Genomic DNA, 24,202 nt, shown 5'->3' with positions numbered 1-24,202 from the left:
CAACAGTAGGAATCGTTACAACAGCGCGGTCACATCATGCCTCACCAGCATCACCGATGTCATCGTGCCCCGGACTCCCGGTCGCCGGCATCCAGCAACTCCGCCAGGCGCGGGCCGATCTCGGCCAGCGCCTCCGGTGAGGTCATCTGATCATGCACCACCGCGACCGGCCGATCGCGGACCTCGCCCTCGACATACGGCGCCCAATTCCGTGCTGCCGTCTCGTGTCCGAGCGCGCTGAAGTACTCCAGCCTGCCCCGGTACCTCGCCGGCTGATGCTCGGCGATCAGCTCGGCCGAGCGCACCGCGCTGCGGTAGATCCGGCGCAACCGCTCGGGGGTGAGCACGGCCATGTTGGCCGGGACGATCGCGTGCAGCGCGGCCAGCGCGTCCTCGCTGAGTTCGCGCACCCCGGAGGCGGGCAGCGCCGCGCCGATGTCGACGCCGAGTTCGGCGAGCGCGTCCCGGACCGCGGTGTGGAAATCGGGCACATCGATGTCGGGATGCGAGTCGAGCATCGCCAGCAGCGCCACCCGCTCCCCCTGCGCCTGTAGTTCGGTGGCGACCGCGTGCGCCAGCACACCGCCCAGCGACCAGCCCATCAGCCGGTACGGGCCGTGCGGCTGGGCGGCCTTGATCTCGGCGACGTAGCGGCGGGCCATCTCGGTGAGCGTGCCGGGCAGGTAGCCCGCCTCGCTCAGCGCGGGCGACTGCAGGCCGAAGATCGGCCGCCGCGCCGGGATGTACTGGGCGAGCCCGGCGTAGCACCAGGACAGGCCGTACATCGGATGGACGCAGAACAGCGGTCCGCCCGCCTCGGTGCCGTGCGGCACCCGGTTGCGGATGGGCAGCAGCACGCCGAGCGCGTCGTCGGAGTCGACGTCGTAGTCGCCCGCGTCGGACTGGGTGGCGTCGATGCGGGCGGCGAGCGCGGCGACCGTGGCGTCGGTGAAGAACCACTGCACCCGCACCTCGGCGCCGACCCTGGTCCGCAGCCTGCTGATCGCCTTGGTGGCGACCAGCGAGTTGCCGCCGAGCTCGAAGAAGTCGTCGTCGAGGCCGACCTTGCCCGCGCCGAGCACCTCCGCGTACACCTCGGCGACCGCGCGCTGCAGCGGGGTCGTCGGCGGACGGTAGGGCCGGGTGGTGACGGCGGGCACCGGCAGCGCCCTGCGGTCGAGCTTGCCGCTGGCGTTGAGCGGCAACGACTTCAGGGTCACCAGGGTCGACGGGACCATGTACGACGGCAGCGCGGCCCTGGCGTGCGCCAGCAGCGCCGCCTCGTCCAGCCCGTCCGCGCTCGCGCCGCTCTCGATCGAGTAGCCGGCCGCGGGCGGCGCGGTCTCGGTCTCGGCGGGTTCGGCCGCGTCGACCGGGACGACGTAACCGACCAGCCGATCCCCGGTCGGGCCGTGCACGAGCGCCACGGCGGCGTGCCTGACCTCGGGGTGATCCAGCAGCACGGCCTCGACCTCGCCGAGCTCGATCCGCTGACCGCGCAGCTTCACCTGGAAGTCGCTGCGCCCCAGGTACTCCAGCTCGCGCTCCTCGGTCCAGCGGACCACGTCGCCGGTGCGGTAGAGCCTGCCGCCGCCTGCCTTGGCGACGAATCGCTCGGCGGTCAGCGCCGCGGCACCGAGGTAGCCGCGGGCCAGCTGCACGCCTTCCAGATACAGCTCGCCCGCGGTGCCGGGCGGCACCGGCCGCAGCTGCCGGTCCAGCACGTGCACGCGTGTGTTGGCGACCGGGGTGCCGATCGGAATGCTCACGGCGGCACCGGCTTCGGCCCGCGCGGCGGTGACGACGGTCGCCTCGGCCGGGCCATACCAGTTGATCAGGTCGACGCCGGGCAGCGCCTGCGCGAAGCGCCGCGCGGTCGAGGCCGACAGCGCCTCACCGGCGGCGAACACCCGGCGCAGCGCCGGGAAACCGCCGTCGGCGCGGTCGGCGAGGAACGCGTCGAGCATCGACGGCACGAAATGCACCGTGGTGACGGAGCGTTCGGCCAGCACCTCGGCCAGGTAGGCCGGGTCGCGGTGCCCGTCGGGCGCCGCGATCACCACGGTCGCGCCGGTCTGCAACGGCCACAACAGTTCCCAGGTGGAGATGTCGAAGGTGACCGGCGTCTTGTGCAGGACCACGTCACCCGGGCCGTGCGGGTAGGCGCGCTGCGCCCAGCGGAACTGGGCGACCAGCTGCCGGTGGGTGAGCATGACCCCCTTGGGCGTGCCGGTGGAGCCGGAGGTGTGGATGACGTAGGCCAGGTTGTCCGGCTGAACCGCCGCGCGCGCCACCGGCGTCGAGCCGGGCTCGAGCGTGTCGACGGTGACGACGGAAACCTCGGCGGCAGTGGTGAATCCGGTGCCGGTGGTGGTGAGCACGCAGACGGGCGCGGCCGCGGCCAGCACCCGGTCGGTGCGCTCGGCCGGATGGTCCGGATCGACCGGCACGTAGGCGGCGCCGGTGCGCAGCACCGCGTAGATCGCGGTCACCAGGTCGACGCCGCGCCGCATGGCGACAGCGACCAGCGCGTCGGGACCGGCGCCCCGCGCGCCGAGCGCCGCGGCGAGCGCGCGGGCCTTCGCGTCGAATTCGCCGTAGGTGAGCGAGGTTTCGCCGTCGACGAGGGCGATGGCGTCGGGTGTCTTCGCCACCTGCGCGTCGAACAGCGACAGCAGTGTCGCGTCGTCGAGCAGCTCCGGCGCGTCGGTGGCATTGGCCGCCGACAGCACGGCCCGCTCCTCGGCCAGCAGCACATCGATCTCGGCGAGCCTGCTCTCCGGCGCGGCGGTGAACCGGGCCAGCAGCATCGAGAGTCGTTGCGCCAGTGCGGTCGCGGTGGCCTCGCCGAAGACGTCGCGCAGGTACTTGACCGACACCCGCAGTTGGCCGTCGGCGACGACCTGCACGGTCAGCGGGTAGTGGGTGCCGTTGGCGGCGTCCATCCCGGTGACCGCGGCGGAGCCGGACGCGGCCTGCGCCAGCCCTTCCCGGTCGACCGGGAACGACTCGAACACCACCAGCGTGTCGAACAGCGCGTCGATGCCGGCGATCTCCTGGATCTCGCCGAGACCGAGGTAGTGGTGCTCGAGCAGGGCCGCCTGGTCGTCCTGCAGCCTGCGCAGCAGTTCGGCGACGGTGTCGCCGGGGTGCAGCCGCACCCGGACCGGGATGGCGTTGAGGAACAGACCGACCATGCGTTCCACGCCGTCGAGGGTGGCGGGCCTGCCGGAGACGGTGGCGCCGAACACCACGTCGTCGCGGTCGACCAGGCGCGCGATGAGCAGGCCCCACGCGGCCTGGACCACGGTGTTCACCGTGACGCCGAGCCCCGCCGCGAGCGTGCTCAGCGCGGCGGTGTCGGCGGTGGACAGCTCGAAGCCGGTTTCGCCGGTCCCGGTGGCGATCTCGCGACCCTGGTCGACCGGTGCCAGCGGCGTCGGCTCGGCCAGGCCGGTGAGCGCGCTCCGCCAGGCCTGGCGCGCGGCGTCGAGGTCCTGTGCGGCCAGCCAGGCCAGGTAGTCCCGGTAGGGCGCGATCTTCGGCAGGCGGCGCGAGCGGCCGCCGACCGCGTAGGCGGTGAGCAGTTCCTGCAGCAGCAGCGGGGTCGACCAGCCGTCGATCAGGATGTGGTGGCTGGTGACCAGCAGGTGCGCGGTCTCGGGCGTGCGCACCAGGGTGAAGCGCAGCAGCGGCGCGGCCGCCATGTCGAAGTGCGTGGTCAGGTCGGCCGTTTTGATCCGCTGGTAGGTGGCGGCGTCGGCGTCGATGACCTGCCACGGCACGTCGATGTCGTCGAGCACCACCTGCAGCGGGGTGCCCGCCGCGTCGGCGGCGAAGGCGACGCGCAGGTTGTCGTGCCGGTCGAGCACGGCCTGCGCGGCCTGGTGCAGCCGCTCGTCGTCCACGGCCGGATCGAGGTCGAGCGCGAACTGGGTGATGTAGGGGTCGACCGAGTTCTCCGCGAGCAGCGCGTGGAACAGCATGCCCGACTGCAGCGGGGTCACCGGCCAGACATCGCTGAGCAGCGGGTAGCGCCGCACCAGCCGGCTCAGTTCGGTCTGGCCCAGGCGCACCAGCGGGAAGTCCGACGGGGTGAATCCGCCGGCGCCGGGCCGCAATCCGTGTTCGGCGAGGCCGCCGAGGGCGCGGATCCAGTGTTCGGCGAAGGTCTTGACCGCGTCGGCGGTGAGCGCCGCGGTGGCGTAGTCGAAGCGGGCGACCATGCCGTCGTCGGTGGCGTCGACGGTGAGCACGAGCGCCAGATCGTCGGCGGCGACGTCGGTGTGCACCTTGGCCGGGCGCAGGTCGCGGAAGCGCACCGCGAACCGGCCCCGATCCAGCGAGCGCACGCTGTCGGCGGCCTCGGCGTCGAGATAGCGCAGCAGGCCGAAACCGGCGCCGTGCGCGGGCACCGTCCGGCGCAGTTCCTTGATCTGGGCCAGCGCGGTCCCGGCGGCGGGCCCGCCGACCAGCGCGTCGGCGATGTCGACGCCCTCCAGGCGCAACACCAGCGGGTAATCGGTGGTGAAACCGCCGACCACGCTCTCGGCGTCGGGCCTGCCCAATACGCGCTGATCGGCGCGCAGCCGGGCCACGGTGCCGATGACCCGCGCGACGGCGGTGTCGGCGGCGGTGTGCAGGGCCAGCGCGGCGGCGGTGAGCAGGACCTCGTCCACGGTGGCGCGGTAGGCGTCGGCGACGGTGGTGACCGCGGCGGTGCCCTCACCGGTGATGCTCAGCGAGACCCGGTTGCGCTGCCGCAGATCGGCGGATTCGCCTGCCCTGGACCGGATCGCGCGGTGCCAGTACTCGCGTTCGGCGCGGGCCCGGCCCGAGGACGGGTAGTCGGCGAGCCTGCGCACCAGGTCGCCGAGTCCGGCGTCGGGTGCGGCGGGCGCCGCGTGGCGGCCCCGGCTCCACGCCGTGGTCAGCTGATCGACGATCGAGCGCCAGGACGGCTCGTCCAGGACCAGGCTGTTGGCGACCACGACCAGCGTGGAGCTGCGCTCGCCGTCGCCGGTGAGCACGAAGTGGATATTGCGGCCCTCGTCCGGGTCGAGCGCGGCGGCGGCCGCGGCGACGATGTCGTCGACCGGCAGCGAGGACTCGCCGTCGGTGGCGTCGAGCCTGCGGAAGGCATCGCCGGTGCGCTCCTCCTGCGACGGGATCACCAGCACCGGGGCCCGGCCGCTGCGGTCGAGCACCGCCCACAGCATCGGGTGCTGGTTCATCACGGCGTGCACGACCTCGGCGACGGCGTCGTCGGAACAGTCGACGGGCACGTCGAGCAGCACGGCCCTGGGTTCGACGGCGTTGTCCCCGGTCTCCATCAGCTGGGCCGCGGTGGCGGTCAGCGGCAGGGCGGCGGGCCGCGAGCCCGCGTCGAGGGTGATCTCGGCGCGCCCGGCGAGCGCACCGACGGTCCGCGCGTCGAAGAGGTCGCGCGGCCGCAGCCCCACCCCGGCCGCACCGGCCCGCGAGACCACCTGGATGGCGGTGATGCTGTCGCCGCCGAGGGCGAAGAAGTCGTCGTCGAGGCCGACCCGGTCGTGGCCGAGGACCTCGCCGATCACCCGCGCGAGCGCGCGTTCGGCCGCCGTGCGCGGCGGACGGTGTTCGCGGCGCACGGTGACCGGATCGGGCAGCGCGCGCCGGTCCAGCTTGCCGACCGGGGTGAGCGGCAGCTCGTCGAGGACGACGATCGCCGCGGGCACCATGTAGTCGGGCAGCACCCGGCCTGCCAGCGCGGTGAGTTCGGCCGGGTCGAGCCGCTCCCCCGGTTCGGCCAGCACGTAGGACACGAGCATGGTGGTGCCGGTGCCGTTGTCGCGGCCCAGCGTGGTGACCCAGGAGACGCCGGGCGCGGCGGCGAGCACCGCGTCGATCTCGCCGAGTTCGATCCGCAGGCCGCGGATCTTCACCTGGAAGTCGTTGCGGCCCACGAACTCCAGCACGTCACCCCGGCGGCGCACGAGGTCGCCGGTGCGGTAGAGCCGGGTGCCCGGCGCCCCGTACGGATCGGCGACGAAGCGCGCCGCGGTCAGGCTCGCGCGGCGGTGGTAGCCGCGGGCGAGCTGGATGCCGCCCAGGTACAGCTCACCGGTGACGCCCTCGGGCACCGGACGCAGCCGCCCGTCGAGGACCAGCGCCGTGGTGCCCCGGATCGGACCGCCCATGTGCGCGTCGGTGCCGGGGGTCAGCGGATCGCTGATGGTGGCCATGATGGTGGTCTCGGTGGGACCGTAGCCGTTGTGGAACTTGCGCTGCGCCAGCGTGTTCCAGCGCGCGACCAGGTCGGCGGGCACGTGCTCGCCACCGACGACCAGATGCCGCAGCCCCGGCACACCCGCCGGGTCGAGGGTGGCCAGGACGGTGGGTGTGAGGAAGGTGTGGGTCACCCCTTCGGTGCGGATCAGCTCGGCGAGTTCGGTGCCGCCGACGGATCCGGCGGGCGCCACCACCAGCGTGCCGGCGCCACCGAGGGCGAGCAGCAGCTCGAGCATCGAGGCGTCGAACGACGGCGAGGCGAAAGCCAGTGCCCGCGAACCGGAGTCGAGCCGGTAGCGCTCCTTCTGCTCCGCGCAGAAGTTGGCCAGGCCGGCGTGGGTGACGACGACGCCCTTGGGCAGACCCGTCGACCCCGAGGTGTAGATCATGTACGCGCCGTTGGCGGTCCTCGGCTGGGCCCGCAGTTCGATCTCGCGCAGCGCCACCGAGGCGTAGCCGGCGACCTCGGCGGTGAATTCGCGATCGTCGAGGGCGACCCAGCCCGCGTCGCCGGGCAGGGTGGGCAGCCCGGTCAGCTCGGCGGCGAGGGTGACGCCGAAGACCGCGCCGGAGTCGGCGGCCATGTGGGTGATCCGCTCGTCCGGGTAGCCGGGGTCGATCGGCACGATCATCGCGCCGGTGCGGGCGATGGCCCACACCGCGAGCACCGATTCGACCGACCGCCGGATCGCCACGGCCACCGCGACTTCCGGTCCGGCGCCACGGGCGATGAGACCCCTGGCCAGCTGGTTGGCCGCCGCGTCGAGGTCGGCGTAGGTGAAGCCGCGTCCGTCACCGCGCACGGCCACCCCCGTCGGGTTGGCCAGCACGGCGGCGTCCATCAGCTGCGCCAGCGTGCGCTCCGACTCGGCGGGCGGACCGGTGAAGGTGGTCTGCGCGGTGAACTCGGCGTCGTCGAGCAGCTCGACAGCACCGACGGCGACCTCGGGATCGGCGACGAGCTCGCCGAGCAACCGGGCGAACCTGGCGCCGAAGGCCGCGACGGTGGCTTCGTCGAACAGATCTGTCGCATAGGTGAATTCGGCGTGCATGCCGCCGTGGTCGGGCAGCTCGCGGACGGTGAGCAGCAGGTCGAACTTGGCCTCGGCGGTGCGGGCGTCGAGCGCGCCCACCGTGATGCCGGGCAGCTCGAACGCGACCGGGGCGAGGTTCTCGAACGACAGCGCCACCTGGAACAGCGGGTGCCTGCCCGCCGACCGGACCGGCTGCACCGCCTCGACGACCCGCTCGAACGGGATATCGGCGTGCGCGAAGGCCCGCAGGTCGGTGTCGCGGGTCTGCCGCAGCAGCGCCGTGAACGGCTCGGCGTCGGACACCCGGCTGCGCAGCACCAGGGTGTTGACGAACATGCCGACGAGGTCGTCGAGTTCGCGGGCGCCACGACCGGCGATCGGGGTGCCGATGGCGACGTCGTCGGTGCCGCTGGTGCGGGCGAGCAGTACCGCGAGGGCGGCCTGCACCACCATGAACACGGTGACGCCCTGGGCCCGCGCCAGCCCGGCCAGACCCGCGTGCAGCGCCGCGTCGATCTCCACGGTGCTCAGCGCACCGGCGAAGGACTGCACCGGCGGCCGCGGCCGGTCGGCGGGCAGCGCGATCTCCTCGGGAAGCCCGGCGAGTTCTTCGGTCCAGTAGCTCAGCTGCGCGGCGGCGGTGGACGCGGGATCGGCCTCGTCGCCCAGCGATTCCCGCTGCCACACCGCGTAATCCGCGTATTGCAGCGGCAGCGGCGACCACGCGGGGGCGGCGCCTTCGGTGCGGGCGGTGTAGGCCAGCACCAGGTCACGGGTGAGCGGGCCCATCGAGAAGCCGTCGGCGGCGATGTGGTGGGCGACGAACACCAGGACGTGGTCGTCGGCGCCCAGGCGAAGTAGTCGCAGCCGCACCGGCGGCGCGGCGGTGACGTCGAAGCCCTCGGCCACGGTCCGGCGCACCTCGTCGACCAGGTCGTCGGCGGTGACCAGCATCGGCGTCAGGTCGACCCGCGCCGCGCCGGGCGCCAGCACCTCCTGGACCGGACCGTCGCCGCGCTCGGGGTAGCGGGTGCGCAGCACCTCGTGCCGGGCGAACAGGTCACCGACGGCGACGGCCAGCGCCGCGAGGTCGAGCGTGCCGGTGAGCCGGATGGCGGCCGGGATGTTGTAGACGGTGGCCTCGGGATCGAGCCGGTTGAGCAGCCACATCCGCTGCTGGGCCAGCGACAGCGGCAGCCGGTCCGGGCGCGGTCCGGCCACCAGCGGCAGCGCGGCGAGCTCGGCGGACCGATGCACCCGCAGGGCGAGGTCGGTGACGGTCGGCGCCTCGAACAGCAGGCGGACCCCGACCGCGCGGTCCAGCGCGGCGCTGATCCGGGCGGCGGCCCTGGTGGCGAGCAGCGAGTTGCCGCCGAGGGCGAAGAAGTCGTCGTCGGCGCCGACCGCGTCGACCCCGAGGATCTCGGCGTAGACCTCGGCGACCAGCTGTTCGGTCGGCGTCGCGGGCGCGCGGAAGGCCGCGGCCTCGAACACCGGGGCGGGCAGCGCGGCCCGGTCCAGCTTGCCGTTGACGGTGCGCGGCAGCGTGTCGAGCACGACGAACGCCTCGGGCACCAGGTACGCGGGCAGCTTGTCGCGCAGCGCCGACTTCAGCTGCGCCACATCGACTTCCCCGCCGACCACATAGGCGACCAGCCGGTCCCCGAAGTGCGCGTCGGTGCGCGCCAGCACGGCGGCCTGGGCGATCCCGGGCAGTCCGAGCAGCACGGACTCGACTTCGCCCGGCTCGACCCGGAAACCGCGGATCTTCACCTGGAAGTCCGTGCGGCCCAGGTAGTTCAGCGATCCGCTGCGGTCACGGGCGACGAGGTCGCCGGTGCGGTACATCCGCGCGCCGGGCTCGAACGGGTCGGCCACGAAGCGTTCGGCGCTCAGCGCCGCCTTGCGCAGATAGCCGCGCGCCAGCTGGGCGCCCGCGAGGTAGAGCTCACCCCGCACGCCCGGCGCGACGGGGCGCAGGCGCTCGTCGAGGACGTACACCCGGGAGTTCCATTCGGGGGTGCCGATCGGCACACTCAGCACGTCGGCCGAGGTCACCCGGTGGTCGGTGATCGACACGGCCGCCTCGGTGGGGCCGTACAGGTTGTCGATCCTGGTGTCCGGCAGCGCGGTCAGCAGGCGCTGGGCGAGCGCGGCGGGCAGCGCTTCGCCGATGGCGAGGATGCGGGTGAGCGGCTGCGGCCGCGCCTCCCAGTAGCCGGCCAGCGCGTCCAGCAGCGAGGGCACCGCCGTGAGCGTGGTGACCCCGGCGTCGGTGATGAGCGCGTCCAGGTAGGCGGGGTCGCGGTGCCCGTCGGGCGCGGCGATCACCAGTTTGCCGCCGCAGACCGCGGCGGACCAGAACTCCCACACCGACAGGTCGAAGGTGGCCGGGGTCTTCAGCAGGAACACGTCGTCGGCGCCGGTGCCGAATTCACCGCGCAGCCACTGCAACTGGTTGACCACGGCGGCGTGCGGCACCGCCACGCCCTTGGGGCGTCCGGTGGAACCGGAGGTGAAGATGACGTAGGCCGTGTTCTCCGGCCGCAACGGCGCGCGCCGGTCGGCGTCGGTGATCGGCGCCGGGTCGGCCGAGGCGATCACCGGATGGTCGACCCGAACGACCGGCGCCGCGTCGGTCCGGAAACCGTTGCTGAGCACACAGATCGGGGCCGCGGTGCCGAGGATGTAATCGGTGCGATCGGCGGGCTGATCCGGATCGATCGGCACGTAGGCGCCGCCCGCGCGGGTCACCGCGAACATGGCGACGACGAGATCGATCGAGCGCGGCAGCGCGAGCGCCACCAGCGACTCGGGACCGACGCCCAGCGAGATCAGGTGCCGGGCAAGGCGATTGACCCGCGCCTCGAACTCGGCGTAGGTGAGTTCCAGCCTGCCCTCGGGCAGATCGGCCACCAGCGCGACGGTTTCGGGGCGCGCCAGCGCGGGCAGGTCGGCCAGCGTGCCACCCGGGATGGCGAGATCGGCGGCGCCCGCGGTGATCTCGGTCGCGCGCTCGGCCGACGTGCGCAGGTCGACATCGCCGACGACGATGCCCGGCTCGCGCACCACCGCGTCGAGCAGCAGACCGAGCCGGTCGGCGAAGGCCTGTACGGTCTCCGCGTCGAACAGACCGGTGGCGTAGGTGAAGAAGCCCTCGATGCCGGTCGGCGTGCCGTCGGCGGCGTAGCCGTCACCGACGATCAGGTGCAGATCGAACTGGGACACGGCCAGATCCGCCGACACGGGGGCGATCCGCAGACCGGGCAGTTCCAACGCGGCGCGGTCGACGTTCTGGAACGACAGGCCCACCTGGAACAGCGGATGCCGCGCGGTCGAGCGCGGCGGGTCGAGCACCTCGACGAGCCGCTCGAACGGGATGTCGGCGGCGGCGAAGGCGGCCAGGTCGCGGGTGCGCTGCGCGGCGAGCAGGTCGGTGAACGAGGCGCCGCCGTCGTAGTGGGTGCGCAGCACGACGGTGTTGACGAACATGCCGATCAGGTCGTCGAGCTCGCGCTCGCCCCGACCGGCGAACGGGGTGCCGACCGCGACGTCGGCGGTGCTCGCCGTGCGGGCCAGCAGCACCGCGAAGGCGGTGTGCAGCACCATGAACACGGTGGCGCCGCTGTCCTTGGCCAGCTTCGCGAGCCCGGCGTGGGTCTCGGCGTCGATGCGCACCGGGACCCGGCCGCCCGCCAGCGAGGCGACAGCGGGACGCGGGCGGTCGGCGGGCAGTTCGAGCAGGTCCGGCAGGCCGGACAGCTCGTCGCGCCAGAACGAGATCTGCGCGGCGGCGGCGGATTCCGCGTCGGTCTCGGCACCGAGGCGATCCAGCTGCCACAGCGCGTAGTCGGCGTACTGCACCGGCAGCGCGGGCCACCCGGGGGCGTGCCCGGCCGTCCGGGCCAGATAGGCGGTGGTCACGTCACGCACCAGCGGCGCCATCGAGGACGCGTCGGCGGCGATGTGGTGCACGACCACCGCGAGCACGTACTCGGTGGGCGCGTCGGGGCCGTCGCCGGTGATGTCGAGCAGCCGGACCCGCAGCGGGACCTCGGCCGTCACGTCGAAGGCGGTCGCGGCGAGCGCGCCGACCTGCTCGATCAGCGTGGCCGGATCGACGCGGCGCACGGTGACGTCGAGGTCGACCTGCTCGACCGGCAGCACCCGCTGGATCGGGCCGTCGCCGGTGTCGGGGTAGACGGTGCGCAGCACTTCGTGCCTGGCCAGCACATCGCGCAGCGCAGTGCCGAGCGCGGCCACGTCCAGGCTGCCGGTCAGGCGCAGCGCGAACGGCAGGTTGTAGGCCGCGGCGCCGTCGCCGGCGGCCGCGCCCTGGTCGAACCGGTTGAGGAACCACATGCGCCGCTGCGCGGGCGAGAGCGGCAGGTCGGCGGGCCGGGTGAGGGTGCCGAGGCCGCTGGTCGCGGCCGTGTCGCCGCCCGTCCCCAGCGTCGCGGCGAGACCGGCGACGGTCGGGGTCTCGAACAGGGCGCGCACGGCGACCCGGTCCCCGGTGGCCGCGCCGAGACGGGCGACGAGCCGGGTCGCGACGAGCGAGTTGCCGCCGAGGGCGAAGAAGTCGTCGTCGGCGCCGATATCGGTGCGGCCGAGCACTTCCCCGAACAGCCCGGCGACGAGCTTCTCCTGCTCGGTGCCCGGCGCCCGGAAGGCGCGGGCCGAGAAGTGCGGCGCGGGCAGGGCTTTGCGGTCGAGCTTGCCGCTGGCGTTGAGCGGCAGCGCGTCGAGCACGGTCACCGACGCGGGAACCATGTACGCGGGCAAGGTCTTCGACGCGACGGTCCGCAGCCGGTCCGGATCGGCGGCCCGGCCGGGCGCCGGCACGACATAGGCGACGAGCTGATCACCGAGTTCGGTGGGCGCGACCAGCGCGACCGCCTGGCTGACGGAGTCGTGCGCGAGCAGCGCGGTCTCGATCTCGCCGAGCTCGATGCGCTGGCCGCGGAACTTCACCTGGAAGTCGATGCGGCCCAGGTAATCCAGCCGATGCGGCGCGGTCGCGGTGGGACGGCGCCACACCACCAGGTCACCGGTGCGGTACATGCGCTTGCCCGCGTCGAACGGGTCGGCGACGAAGCGGTCGGCGGTCAGGCCGGGCCGGGCGACGTAGCCGCGCGCGAGCTGATCGCCCGCGAGATAGAGCTCACCCGCGATCCCGGGCGGCACCGGTCGCAGCCGCGAATCCAGCACGTAGACCCGGGTGTTCCACTGCGGCAGGCCGATCGGCACGGTCCGCTCGCCTGCGCGGGCGGGCCAGTAGGTCACCGAGACCGCGGCCTCGGTGGGACCGTAGAGGTTGTGCAGCCGGGCCGAGCTGATCTCGGCCATGGCGTCGACCGTCTCCGGCGGCAGCGCCTCACCGATCACGAATACCTCGCGCAGCGACGGCATCGCGCCGGCGGACCCGGCCTGGGCGGCGAAGACGGTGAGCATCGACGGGACGAAGTCGGTCACCGTGACGTTGTGCCGGGCGATCAGATCGATCAGATAGGCCGGGTCGCGGTGCCCGTCCGGGGTGGCGAGCACCAGCGTCGCGCCGACCCGCAGCGGCATGAAGTAGCCCCACAGCGACACGTCGAAGGTCGTCGCGGTCTTCTGCAGGTAGACATCACCCAGGGCCAGTGGGTATTTCGCGAGCATCCACACCAGCTGGTTGTGGATGGCCGCGTGCGAGATCGCCACGCCCTTGGGCTTTCCGGTGGAACCGGAGGTGAAGATGACGTAGGCCGGGTGGTCGGCGCGCAGCGGCGCGCGTAGTTCGGCCGGGCGCACCGGATCGACCGGTACGCCCCGCGTATCGAGCTCGTCGAGCCGGAGCAGTTCGGTGCCGTCGGGCACCGGCATCGGCTCGGTGCTCAGCACGGCGGCCGGGCGCGCGGTGTCGAGGATGTAGGCGATGCGCTCGGCCGGATGGTCCGGGTCCAGCGGCACATAGGCGCCACCGGCGGTGAGTACCGCGTACATGGCGACGACGAGGTCCGGCGAACGCCGGATCGCCAGGCCGACCAGGCCTTCCGGGCCGACCCCGGCCTGGATCAGCAGCCGGGCCAGCGCGTTGACCCGCTCGTCGAACTGCCGGTAGGTCAGGTCGGCGCCCTCGTAGACGAGCGCGGTGGCGTCCGGATGCGCCTGCACCGCACGGCGATACGCGTCGAGCATCAGCTCGGGCGCCACCGGGTGGCCGGTCCCGTTCCAGGCGGTCAGGGTCAGTTCGCGCTCGGCGGCGGTGAGCAGATCGATCTCGGCGATCGTCAGGTCGGCGTCGGCCGTGACGGCGGCGAGCAGGTGGGTGAAGCGCGCCGCCATGGTCTCGATCGAGTCGGCGTCGAACAGATCGGTGGCGTAGTTGAACGACGCGGCCATCGGCTCGGCCGGGTCGGTGCCCGGCACGACGGTCAGCTGGAGGTCGAAACGGGCGACTGCGCCGCCGAATTCGACCGGCGTCGCGTCCAGGCCGGGCAGCCGCAGATTCGGCAGGTCGAGGTTCTGGAAGAACAGCGCCACCTGGAACAGCGGGTGGTGCGCCTGCGAGCGGACCGGGTCGAGCAGCTCGACCAGGCGCTCGAACGGCAGGTCGGCCTGGGCGAAGGCGGCGATGTCGGCGCGCTTGGTCTCGCGCAGCAGCTCGGCGAAGCTCGCGTGCTCGTCGACGCGCGACCGCAGCACCAGGGTGTTGACGAACATGCCGATCAGGTCGTCGAGTTCGCGGGCGCCGCGACCGGCCACCGGGGTGCCGATGGCGATGTCGTCGGTGTGCGCGAGCCTGCTCAGCAGCACCGCGAACGCGGCGTGCACGACCATGAACTCCGAGGCGCCGCTGCGCTGGGCCAGCGCGGCGATCGCGGTGTGCACCTCGGCCGGGATCCGGAAGCCGAATTCGGCGCCACGGCCGGTGAACACCGGCGGGCGCGGGCGATCGGTGGGCAGGTCGAGCCGGTCGGGCAGCCCGGCCAGGGTGTCGCGCCAGAAGCCGACCTGGGCGGTGGCGACCGAGTCGGGATCGTCCTCGGCGCCGAGCAGTTCCCGGTGCCACAGCGTGTAGTCGGCGTACTGCACCGGCAGCGGCTGCCAGCTCGGCCGCGAGCGGTTGCGCCGGGCCAGGTAGGCGCCGAGCAGGTCGCGCAGCAGCGGCGCGACCGAGGCGCCGTCGGCGGTGATGTGGTGCAGCGCCACCGCGAGCACGTGGTCGCGCGGGCCGAGTTCGGCCAGCGCCACCCGCAGCGGGACGCCCTCGGCCACGTCGAAACCGGTGGTGGCGAATTCGCCCAGCCACAGCGGCAATTCGTCCTCGGTGAGCTCGTCGACGAGCACATCGGGCACGGCGTCGGCCATCGGCAGCACCACCTGGTGGCCGACACCGTCGATCGCCGGGTAGTAGGTGCGCAGCGACTCGTGCCGCAGCACCAGGTCGGTCAGCGCGGAGTGCAGGGCACGCGCGTCGAACGGGCCGGACAGCCGCAGCGCGAACGGGATCGTCTCGGCGACCGAGGCCGGGTCGAACTGGTTGAGGAACCACATCCGCTGCTGCGCGGGCGAGAGCGGGATCAGCTCCGGCCGCTCACGGCGTGTCGGGGCGGACTGGCCGCCCGCGCCCTTGAGCGGCTCGAGCAGCTCGGCCAGACCGGCCACCGTCGGCCGTTCGAAGACATGACCGGCGGGCACCCGGGCCGACAGCTCGGCGCCGAGCCGGGCCGCCGCCCTGGTGGCCAGCAGCGAGTTGCCGCCGAGTGCGAAGAAGTCGTCGTCGGCGCCGATCGCGCGCTCGGGGGCGAGCAGCTCGGTGAAGATCTGCGCGACCAGCTCCTCCATCGCGCCCGACGGCGCGCGGAATTCCTCGGTACGCAGGGTCGGTGCGGGCAGCGCGGCCCGGTCCAGCTTGCCGACCGGCGTCAGCGGGATGGCGTCGAGCACGGTCAGCGCGGTCGGCACCATGTGCGCGGGCAGTCCGGCCCTGGCGTGGGCGAGCAGCTCGTCGGAGTCGACCCGCGCGCCCGGCGCGGCGTGGACGTAGGCGGCGAGGATGGTGGTGCCGTTGTCGAGCTGGTGCCCCACGGTCACCGCGAAGTCGACGCTGTCGTGCGCGGAGAGCACCGCGTCGATCTCGCCGAGCTCGATCCGGAAACCGCGGACCTTCACCTGGAAGTCGTTGCGGCCGACGAATTCCACCGCACCGTCGGCGCGCCTGCGCACCAGATCGCCCGTGCGGTACATGCGGCCACCGGCGGGATCGAACGGGTCGGTGACGAAACGGGCCGCCGTCAGCGCCGGTCGCCCGTGATAGCCGCGGGCCAGCTCGTTGCCCGCGATGTACAGCTCGCCGATCATCCCGTCCGGCACCCGGACCAGGCGCTCGTCGAGCACGTACTCGGTGACCCCGCGCAGCGGCGGGCCGAAGTTCACGGCCGCGCCCGGCGCCAGCGCGGCGCTGATGTTGGTCATGATGGTGGTCTCGGTCGGCCCGTAGCCGTTGTGGAAACGCCGTGTGCCCGAGGGTAGTTCGATGGCCCAGCGGCGAACCATGGCGGGCGGGACGTCCTCGCCGCCGCTGGCGATCACGACCAGGTCGTCCAGCCCGGCCGGGTCGAGCGCGGCGAGCGCGGCGGCCGTGATGAACATGTGCGTCACCGACTCGCGGCGCAGCACCTCGGCCAGCTCGGCGCCGCCGAGCATCCCGGCGGGCGCGACCACCATGGTCGCGGCGGCGCCGACCGCCATCAGCAGTTCGAGCACGGCGCCGTCGAAGGAGGGCGAGGCGAAGTGCAGGGTCCGCGAGGTCGGCTCGACGCTGTAGAGCGCGCGCTGTTCGGCGCTGAATCCGGCCAGGCCGGCGTGGGTCACCACGACGCCCTTGGGCAGGCCGGTGGAGCCCGAGGTGTAGGTGATGTAGGCCGGGTGCGGCAGCCGCAGCGGGCGCACCCGGTCGGCGAAGGTCACCGGGTCGCCGGGCTGCTCCTCGGCGGCGCGGCGCACGGCCGGATCGTCGAGGCACAGCCAGTCGACGGTGCCGGGCAACTTGTCCAGCGCGGCGCCGACGGCGAGGCCGAGGACCGCGCCGGAATCGGCGAGCATGTGGGTCACCCGGGCGGGCGGATAGTTCGGGTCGACGGGCAGGAACGCGGCGCCCGCCTTGGTGACCGCCCACATGGCCAGCACGGAGTCGGCCGAACGCGGGATGCCGATGGCGACGATGTCCTCCGGGCCGACCCCGCGCGCGATCAGCAGCCGGGCCAGCCGGTTGGCGCGTTCGTCGAGCTCGGCGTAGGTCCAGCGGACCGGAGCGGACACGCCGTCGTCCCAGGACAGCGCGATGCCGCCGGGGTTGGATTCCACGGCGACGGACAGCAGTTGCGGCAGCGACTTCCCCCGCTGCCTGGCACGGGCGCCGGACGCCCTGCTGGCCCGGGTCACGCCCGTTCCCTCCGCTCGACGGAGTCGACTAGCCGTTCCCCGGTCATGCGCACCTGCACCTATCCATCCATCCCGACCGCCGCTCGCCGCTGCTGCGGCACTCCGGCGTTGCCGATCATCTCACTCAAAGCCACGATCGTCGCACCGGTGCCGTCGCCCGGCGCGGCCACCGCGACCGCCGACTCGGTGAACACATGGCTCACCTCGTCCCCACCACCGTCATCCGGCGCCAGCACCAGCGTCGCGCCGGCAATCCCAGCCGCGACGATCTCCAGCACTCCGGCCACCGAATCCGGCCTGCCCGCCGCCCTGGTCCGCGACTCGAAATTGAGCCCGGTGCGCTGGGCGACACGCTCGGCGGCACCGGCCAGCTCGTCGTAGCTGAGCGTGCGGCCGCCGCCGATGAAGGCGACATCGTCACCGCGCAGCGCCCTGGTGCGGTGCGCGTAGCCGATCGGGCGCGGCGATTCGGCCGCCAGCTCCGCGATCAGCGCCGGATCGGCCAGGTCGTACCAGTCCAGGCCGTCGGGCGCGTCGAGGATATCGATGGTCAGGCCCAGTTTCACCTCGAGCCGGTCGGGCAGGCCCGCGTCCAGCGTCATCAGCGGCACCACCGCGGCACCCGCCTTGAGCACCGCCCAGGTGGCGATCGCCGCGTCCACGCCCCGGTCGAGGCGCACCGCGACACCGGTGCCGGGACCGGCGCCGCGCGCGATCAGCGACCGCGCCAGCTGCGAGGAGCGGGCGTCGAATTCGTGGTAGGTCAGCTCGGCGTCGCCCAGGTCGAGCGCGGGCGCCTCCGGGTCCTCCTCCACCGCGGCGGCCAGTTCCTGGGCCAGTGCGGCGCCGTTGGCCGACGGGGCCGGGGCGTACGCCGCCGCGGTCAGCTCGCGTTCGCGTTCCCTGGCGTCGCGCAGGTCGATGTCGCCGATCCGGACCTTCGGGTCGGCCGCCACCGCGGCGACGATCTCGACGAGTCCGCGCGCGAAGGCCGCGACGGTGTGCTCGTCGAACAGGTCGGTGGCGTAGGTGAACACCACGCCGAGCTCGTCGGGCTCCCCGGACGCGGTGAGGCGCGGCTCCACATTGACCTGGAGGTCGAACTTGGCGGGCCGGGCCGCCAGGTCCATCGCCTCGACGGTGAGCCCGGGCAGCCGCAGCACCGGCGCCTCGGTGTTGTGGAACGACAGCACCACCTGGAACAGCGGGTTGTGCGAGACGGCGCCGCTGGGCGCCACCTCGTCGACGATCCGCTCGAACGGCAGGTCGGCGTTGGCGAACGCGGCGAGGTCGACCTCGCGGGCCAGGGTGACCAGCTCGTCGAAGCCGCGCAGCGGCGAGACCTCGGTGCGCAGGGTCAGGGTGTTGACGAACATGCCGACCAGGTCGTCGAGTTCGGGTTCACCGCGCCCCGCGATCGGCGTGCCGATCGCGATGTCGGTGCTGCCGGAGATGCGCGCCAGCAGCACCGCCAGCGCCGCGTGCACGACCATGAACAGCGACGCGTTGTGCGCGCGGGCGATCTCGGTCAGCCGCGCGTGCACGTCGGCGGGCAGGATGGTGGTCACGTCGGCGCCGCGCAGCGAGGCGTGCGGCGGCCGCGGATGGTCGTGCGGCAGGTCGACGGTCCCCGCCTGGCCGGCCAGCGTGTGCCGCCAGAAGTCGAGTTGCCGTGCGGCGGTGGAGGTCTCGTCGGACTCCTCGCCCAGCACCGCGCGCTGCCACAGCGCGTAGTCGGCGTACTGCACCGGCAGCGGCGCCCAGCTCGGCGAGCGGCCCTCGACCCTGGCCCGGTAGGCGATCACCAGGTCGCGGGCCAGCGGCGCGAGCGAGGCGCCGTCGGCGATGATGTGCTGCACGACCACGGCGAGCACGTGCTCTTCCTCGGCCAGCGGATCGGTATCCGGGACGGTGAACAGCCCGGCCCGCAACGGAACTCGCTCGGCGACGTCGAATCCGCCCGCGAGCAGCCACATCACGCGATCGCGCGGATCGGCGCACTCCTCGATCACCAGCCCGGTCGGCAGCACCGCGCTGACCGGCAGGATCTCCTGGTACGGAGCGCCGTTCGCGTCGGCGGGGAACCGGGTGCGCAACGCCTCGTGCCGTTCCAGCACGTCGGCGACCGCGTAGCGCAGCGCCGAGGTGTCCAGTGCGCCGCGCAGCCGCAGCACCAGCGGGATGTTGTAGGCGGGCGAGTCCGGGTCGATGCGGTTGAGCAGCCACATCCGCTGCTGGGCGGGCGAGAGCGGGATGACGCCCCGATCCTGCGCCGGGATCAGCGGCGGGCGCGGCGCGGTCACCGCGCCGGGGCGCACCCGCGCGGCCAGCGCGGCCACGGTCGGCGCCTCGAACAGGTCGCGGACCACCAGATCGGCGCCGAGCGCCTGATCGATGCGGGCGATGGCCCTGGTGGCCAGCAGCGAGTTGCCGCCACGGTCGAAGAAGTCGTCGTCCAGGCCGACCTCGGGGACGCCGAGCAACGTGGCGAACACCTCGGCGACGCTCAGTTCGATCGGCGTCGTCGGTGCCCGGAACGCCGCGGCCGCGGTGAACTCGGGCGCGGGCAGCGCGGCCCGGTCGAGCTTGCCGTTGGCGGTCAGCGGCAGCGCGACCAGCACCACGACGGCGTCGGGAACCATGTAGCCGGTGAGGAATTCGGCCACGGCGGCGCGCACGGCCACCGGGTCGAGGGCGGCGCCGTCGATCGGGACGACATAGCCGATCAGCCGGTCGCCCGCGTGCTCGTCGGCCCGCACGACGACCGTGGCCTGGCCGACCCCGGGCACGCCGAGCAGCGCGGCCTCGATCTCGCCCGGCTCGATCCGGAACCCGCGCAGCTGCACCTGTTGATCGCCGCGGCCGCCGTATTCCAGTGCGGGCGTGCCGCGGAAGCCGATCCAGCGGCCGAGGTCACCGGAGCGGTAGCGGCGGGCACCGGGCGGGCCGAACGGGTCGGCGACGAAGCGCGTCGCGGTGAGCCCCGGCTTGCCGAGGTATCCGCGCGAGACCTGGCCACCGGCGATGTAGAGCTCACCGGCGACACCGAAGGGCACCGGCCGCAGCCGGTCGTCGAGCACCGCCACCGACAGGCCGGGCAGCGCCCGTCCGATCAGGCTGCTCGGCAGCTCGGCGGCGCCCGCGTCCATGGTCAGATGCGAGACGTGCACCGTGGTCTCGGTGATGCCGTACATGTTCACCAGTCGCGGTGCGCCGGGCCCGGTTCCGTAGCGGGCGTACCAGCGGTTGAGCTTGCGCGGGTCGAGCGCCTCGCCGCCGAACACGACGTAGCGCAGCGGCAGCGGCGCGGCGCCGGCGGCCTGGGCGGCCCGGTCGGCCTCGTCGAGCTGGGCGAACGCGGTGGGCGTCTGGCTCAGCACCGTCACCTGTTCGCGGGCGAGCAGTTCGCGGAACTCGATCGGCGAGCGCGAGGTGAGGTGGTCGACCACGACCACCGACGCGCCACCGGCCAGCGCGCACCACAGTTCCCAGATCGAGAAGTCGAAGGCGAAGGAGTGGAACACCGTCCACACGTCGTCGACGTCGAACTCGAAGAGCCGATGGGTGTTGGCGAACAGCTCCAGCACATTGCGGTGGCTGACGCCGACGCCCTTGGGCAGGCCGGTGGAGCCGGAGGTGTAGATGACGTAGGCGAGGTGGTCTGGCCGCAGCGGCGCGCGCCGTTCGGCCGGACGCAGCGGCGCGGTCGAATACCCCAGCTGCGCGTCGAGCAGCACGACCGGCAGGTCGGCGGGCACCAGCCCGCGCTCGGCCGAGGTCGTCAGCAGCACAGTGGGTTTCGCGTCGGCGAGCACGTACTCGAGTCGCTGCGCGGGATAGCCGGAATCGATCGGCAGGTACCCCGCGCCGGCGAGCAGCACCGCCAGCAGGGCGACCGGCAGCTCCTCGGTGCGCGGAACCGCCACGGCCACCAGGGTTTCCGGGCCTGCGCCGTTGGCGATCAGCGCGCGGGCCAGCGCCGAGGCGCGGCCGAGCAGGTCGGCGAAGGTCAGCGAATACCCGCCCGCCCTGACCGCGATCGCGTCCGGGCGCTGCTGGGCCTGCATGCAGATCAGGTCGGCCAGGGTCACCTCGGGCACCGCGATGCCGGGCGAATCCCCTTCGCGCAGGACGAGTTCGCGCTCGCCGGGGGCGAGCACGTCGATATCGCCCACCGGCACCGACGGATCGGCGACCACCGCGGCGAGCACCCGCGACCAGCGGTCGGCGAAATCGGCGACGGTGGCGTGGTCGAACAGATCGGTGGCGTAGACGAACGCGGCGGTCAGGCCCTGCGGCGCGCCGTCGGCGCCGATCCGCTCGGCCAGTTCCACCTGGAGATCGAACTTCGCCAGCGGCACCGCGAAGTCGGCCGCCGAGACGGCGAGGCCGGGCAGCGCCAGATCGGAGCGGGCCAGGTTCTGGAAGGTCAGCATCACCTGGAACAGCGGGTGCCGCGCGGTCGAGCGCACCGGCTCCAGCAGTTCCACCAGACGCTCGAACGGCACGTCGGCGTGGCCGAAGGCCGCCAGGTCGTCGGCCCTGACCTCGCTGAGCAGCGCGCCGAAGCTCGTCGCCGGGTCGACCTGGGTGCGCAGCACCAGGGTGTTGACGAACATGCCGATCAGCTCGTCGAGCGCCTGCTCGCCGCGCCCGGCGACCGGGGTGCCGATGGCGATGTCGCGGGTGCCGGAGAGCCGGGCCAGCAGCAGCGCCAGCGCGGTGTGCACCACCATGAACAGGGTGGCGTTGTGGTCGCGGGCCAGCCCGGACAGGCCGGCGTGCACGGAGGCGGGTATCTGCACGGTCAGCGTGCCGCCCGAGCGGCTGGCGACGGCGGGACGCGGCCGGTCGGTCGGCAGTTCCAGCTGTTCGGGCAGCCCGGCCAGGGTCCGCCGCCAGAACGCGACCTGCGCGGCCAGCAGCGACGACGGGTCGGTCTCGATGCCGAGCAGCGCGCGCTGCCACAGCGTGTAGTCCACGTACTGCACCGGCAGCGGCGGCCAGTGCGGCGCGCCGCCACCGCGGCGCTCGGCGTAGGCGGTCAGCAGGTCCCTGGTCAGCGGCGCGAAGGAGAAGCCGTCGGCGGCGATGTGGTGCACCACGCAGACCACGACGTGCTCGGATTCCGACAAGGCCAGCACCCGCACCCGCACCGGCGGGGCGGCGGTGACGTCGAAACCGGTCAGCGCGGCCGCGGCGATGGCGTCGCCCAGCTCGTCCTCCGCGATCTCGACGACCTCGAACTCCGGCGCCGCCGCCGGATCGCCCGGGGCGAGCACCACCTGATGGCCCTCGCCGTCGAGCACCAGGCCATCGGCGGCCAGGCCGTCCGACACCGGGTACACGGTGCGCAGCACTTCGTGCCGGGCGATCAGGTCGGCGACGGCCGCGCGCAGGGCGGGCAGATCGAGCCGGCCCGACAGCCGCACCGCGACCGGGATGTTGTCGACCGCCGAGGCGGGATCGAAGCGGTTGAGGAACCACATCCGCTGCTGGGCGTACGACAGCGGGATCTGCGCGGGCCGCTGCTGCCTGGTCAGCGGCAGCGCGTGCGCCGAGACCCGCTGCTGTTCGGCCTTGTTCGCCAGCGCGGCCACGGTCGGCGCCTCGAAGACGGCCTGCACCGGCACCCGCACGTCGAGGGCGGCGCCGATCCGGGCGACGGCCTGCGCGGCGAGCAACGAGTCACCGCCGAGCTCGAAGAAGTCGTCGTCGGCGCCCACGCGGCCGGAGCCGTCGCGCAGCAACAGCGCGGCGAACACATCGGCGACGACCTGTTCGGCGGGCGTCGCCGGGGCGCGGAACCCGCGCGCGGTGAACACCGGCGTCGGCAGCGCGGCCCGGTCGAGCTTGCCGACCGAGGTCAGCGGCAGCGCGTCGAGCACCATGATGACGGCCGGAATCATGTACGCGGGCAACGAGGTGGCCAGGAATTCCGCCAGCGCCCCGGTGTCGACCGTGCGTCCGACGCGCGGCAGCACGTACGACACCAGCGCGGTCGCGCCCGAGGGCATGGTCTTGCCGAGGGTCACCGCGTAGTCGAGATCGGGATGCGCGGTGAGCGCGTTGTCGATCTCGCCCAGCTCGATCCGGAAGCCGCGCACCTTGACCTGGAAGTCGGTGCGGCCCAGGTATTCCAGCGTGCCGTCGTGTTCGAGCCTGCGCACCAGGTCACCGGTGCGGTAGAGCCTGCCCGGCCCGAACGGCGAGGCGACGAACCGCTCGGCGGTCAGCCCCGGCCTGCCCAGATACCCCTGGGCCAGCGCGGGACCCGACAGATACAGCTCGCCGACGACACCCGCCGGCACCGGCCGCAGCCGGGCGTCGAGGACATAGAGGCCCATGCCGGGCACCGCGTTGCCGATGGTGATCGGCGCGCGCGGATGCAGCGGCGCGGTGCTGGTGGCGAGGATGGTCGCCTCGGTCGGGCCGTAACCGTTGTAGAAGGCGCGCCCGCCGCTCGCCCAGCGGCCGACCAGTTCCGGGCCGAACCGGTCACCGGCCACGACCACCGTCCGCAGGTCGGGCAGCCCGGCCGGATCGACCGACTCCAGCGCGCCCGGCGTGATCAGCACATGTGTGATGCGTTCGCGCCGAAGCAGATCCGACAGCTCGAAGCCGCCGAAGATCCGCGGCGGCGAGATCACCAGGGTCGCGCCGGTCGCGAAGGTCAGCAGCAGCTCGAGCACCGACACGTCGAAGTTCGGCGAGCAAACGTGCAGCACCCGCGATTCCGGTTCGACGCCGAAGTGTTCGCGCTCGGCGGCGACCAGCGCGCCGAGCCCGGCGTGCGTCACGACGACGCCCTTGGGCTTGCCGGTGGAACCGGAGGTGTAGATGACATAGGCCGGGTGGCGATCGTCGATCTGCCGGACCCGGTCGGCGTAGCTCACCGCGTGCGCCGGGCGCGCGTCGATCCGCTCGGCGACCACCGGATCGTCGAGTTCGATCCAGTACAGGCCGGTCCCGAGCGCGGCCCGGTGGGTGGCGGTGGTGAGGCCGAGCGTCGCGCCGGAATCGGCGACGATGTGCGCGATCCGGTCGCTCGGATAGGCCGGATCGACCGGCACGTAGGCGGCGCCCGTCTTGGCGATGGCCCAGACCGCGAGGACCGACTCGATGGAGCGCGCGATCGCGATCGCGACCACGTCGCCCGCGCCGATGCCCCGGTCGATGAGTTCACGTGCCAGTCGCGAGGATTCCGCGTCCAGCTCGGAGTAGGTGAGCTGCCGCTCACCACCCGGCATTCCGGTCGGGTTGTAGCGAACAGCTATCGACCCGGCCGCGGATTCGACCGCGGCCGTGAGCAGTTGACCGAACAGCGGTGCGCCGGTCGTTCGTCGGCGACCGGCACGGCCAGTGCGGCGGGGGGTTTCCACAGACCAATACACCTCTCGCGTCCGGCAGCCGAGTCGGACACAGCATAGTCACACCTATATCGCTGTCGCCGACCGTCGCCGAGGTGT

Annotated in this window: 2 protein-coding genes; both read right to left on the bottom strand. The window is 73.2% G+C overall.

What is annotated here, in order from left to right:
- Nucleotides 1-59 precede the first annotated feature (59 nt).
- Nucleotides 60-16,733 (bottom strand): amino acid adenylation domain-containing protein, encoded by a 16,674-nt coding sequence (locus tag ACFVW6_RS22425; protein ID WP_378829472.1) that lies wholly within the window; start codon nucleotides 16,731-16,733, stop codon nucleotides 60-62.
- A gap of 59 nt (nucleotides 16,734-16,792) precedes the next feature.
- Nucleotides 16,793-24,115 carry an amino acid adenylation domain-containing protein gene (locus ACFVW6_RS22420; RefSeq protein WP_378829469.1) on the bottom strand — a complete coding sequence of 2,441 codons (7,323 nt, stop codon included), beginning with the start codon at nucleotides 24,113-24,115 and terminating at the stop codon, nucleotides 16,793-16,795.
- Nucleotides 24,116-24,202: the final 87 nt, after the last annotated feature.

Source organism: Nocardia sp. NPDC058244 (assembly GCF_042882065.1).
In the GTDB taxonomy this organism is placed as follows: Bacteria; Actinomycetota; Actinomycetes; order Mycobacteriales; family Mycobacteriaceae; genus Nocardia.
This window is presented reverse-complemented; position numbering and strand designations above follow the sequence as displayed.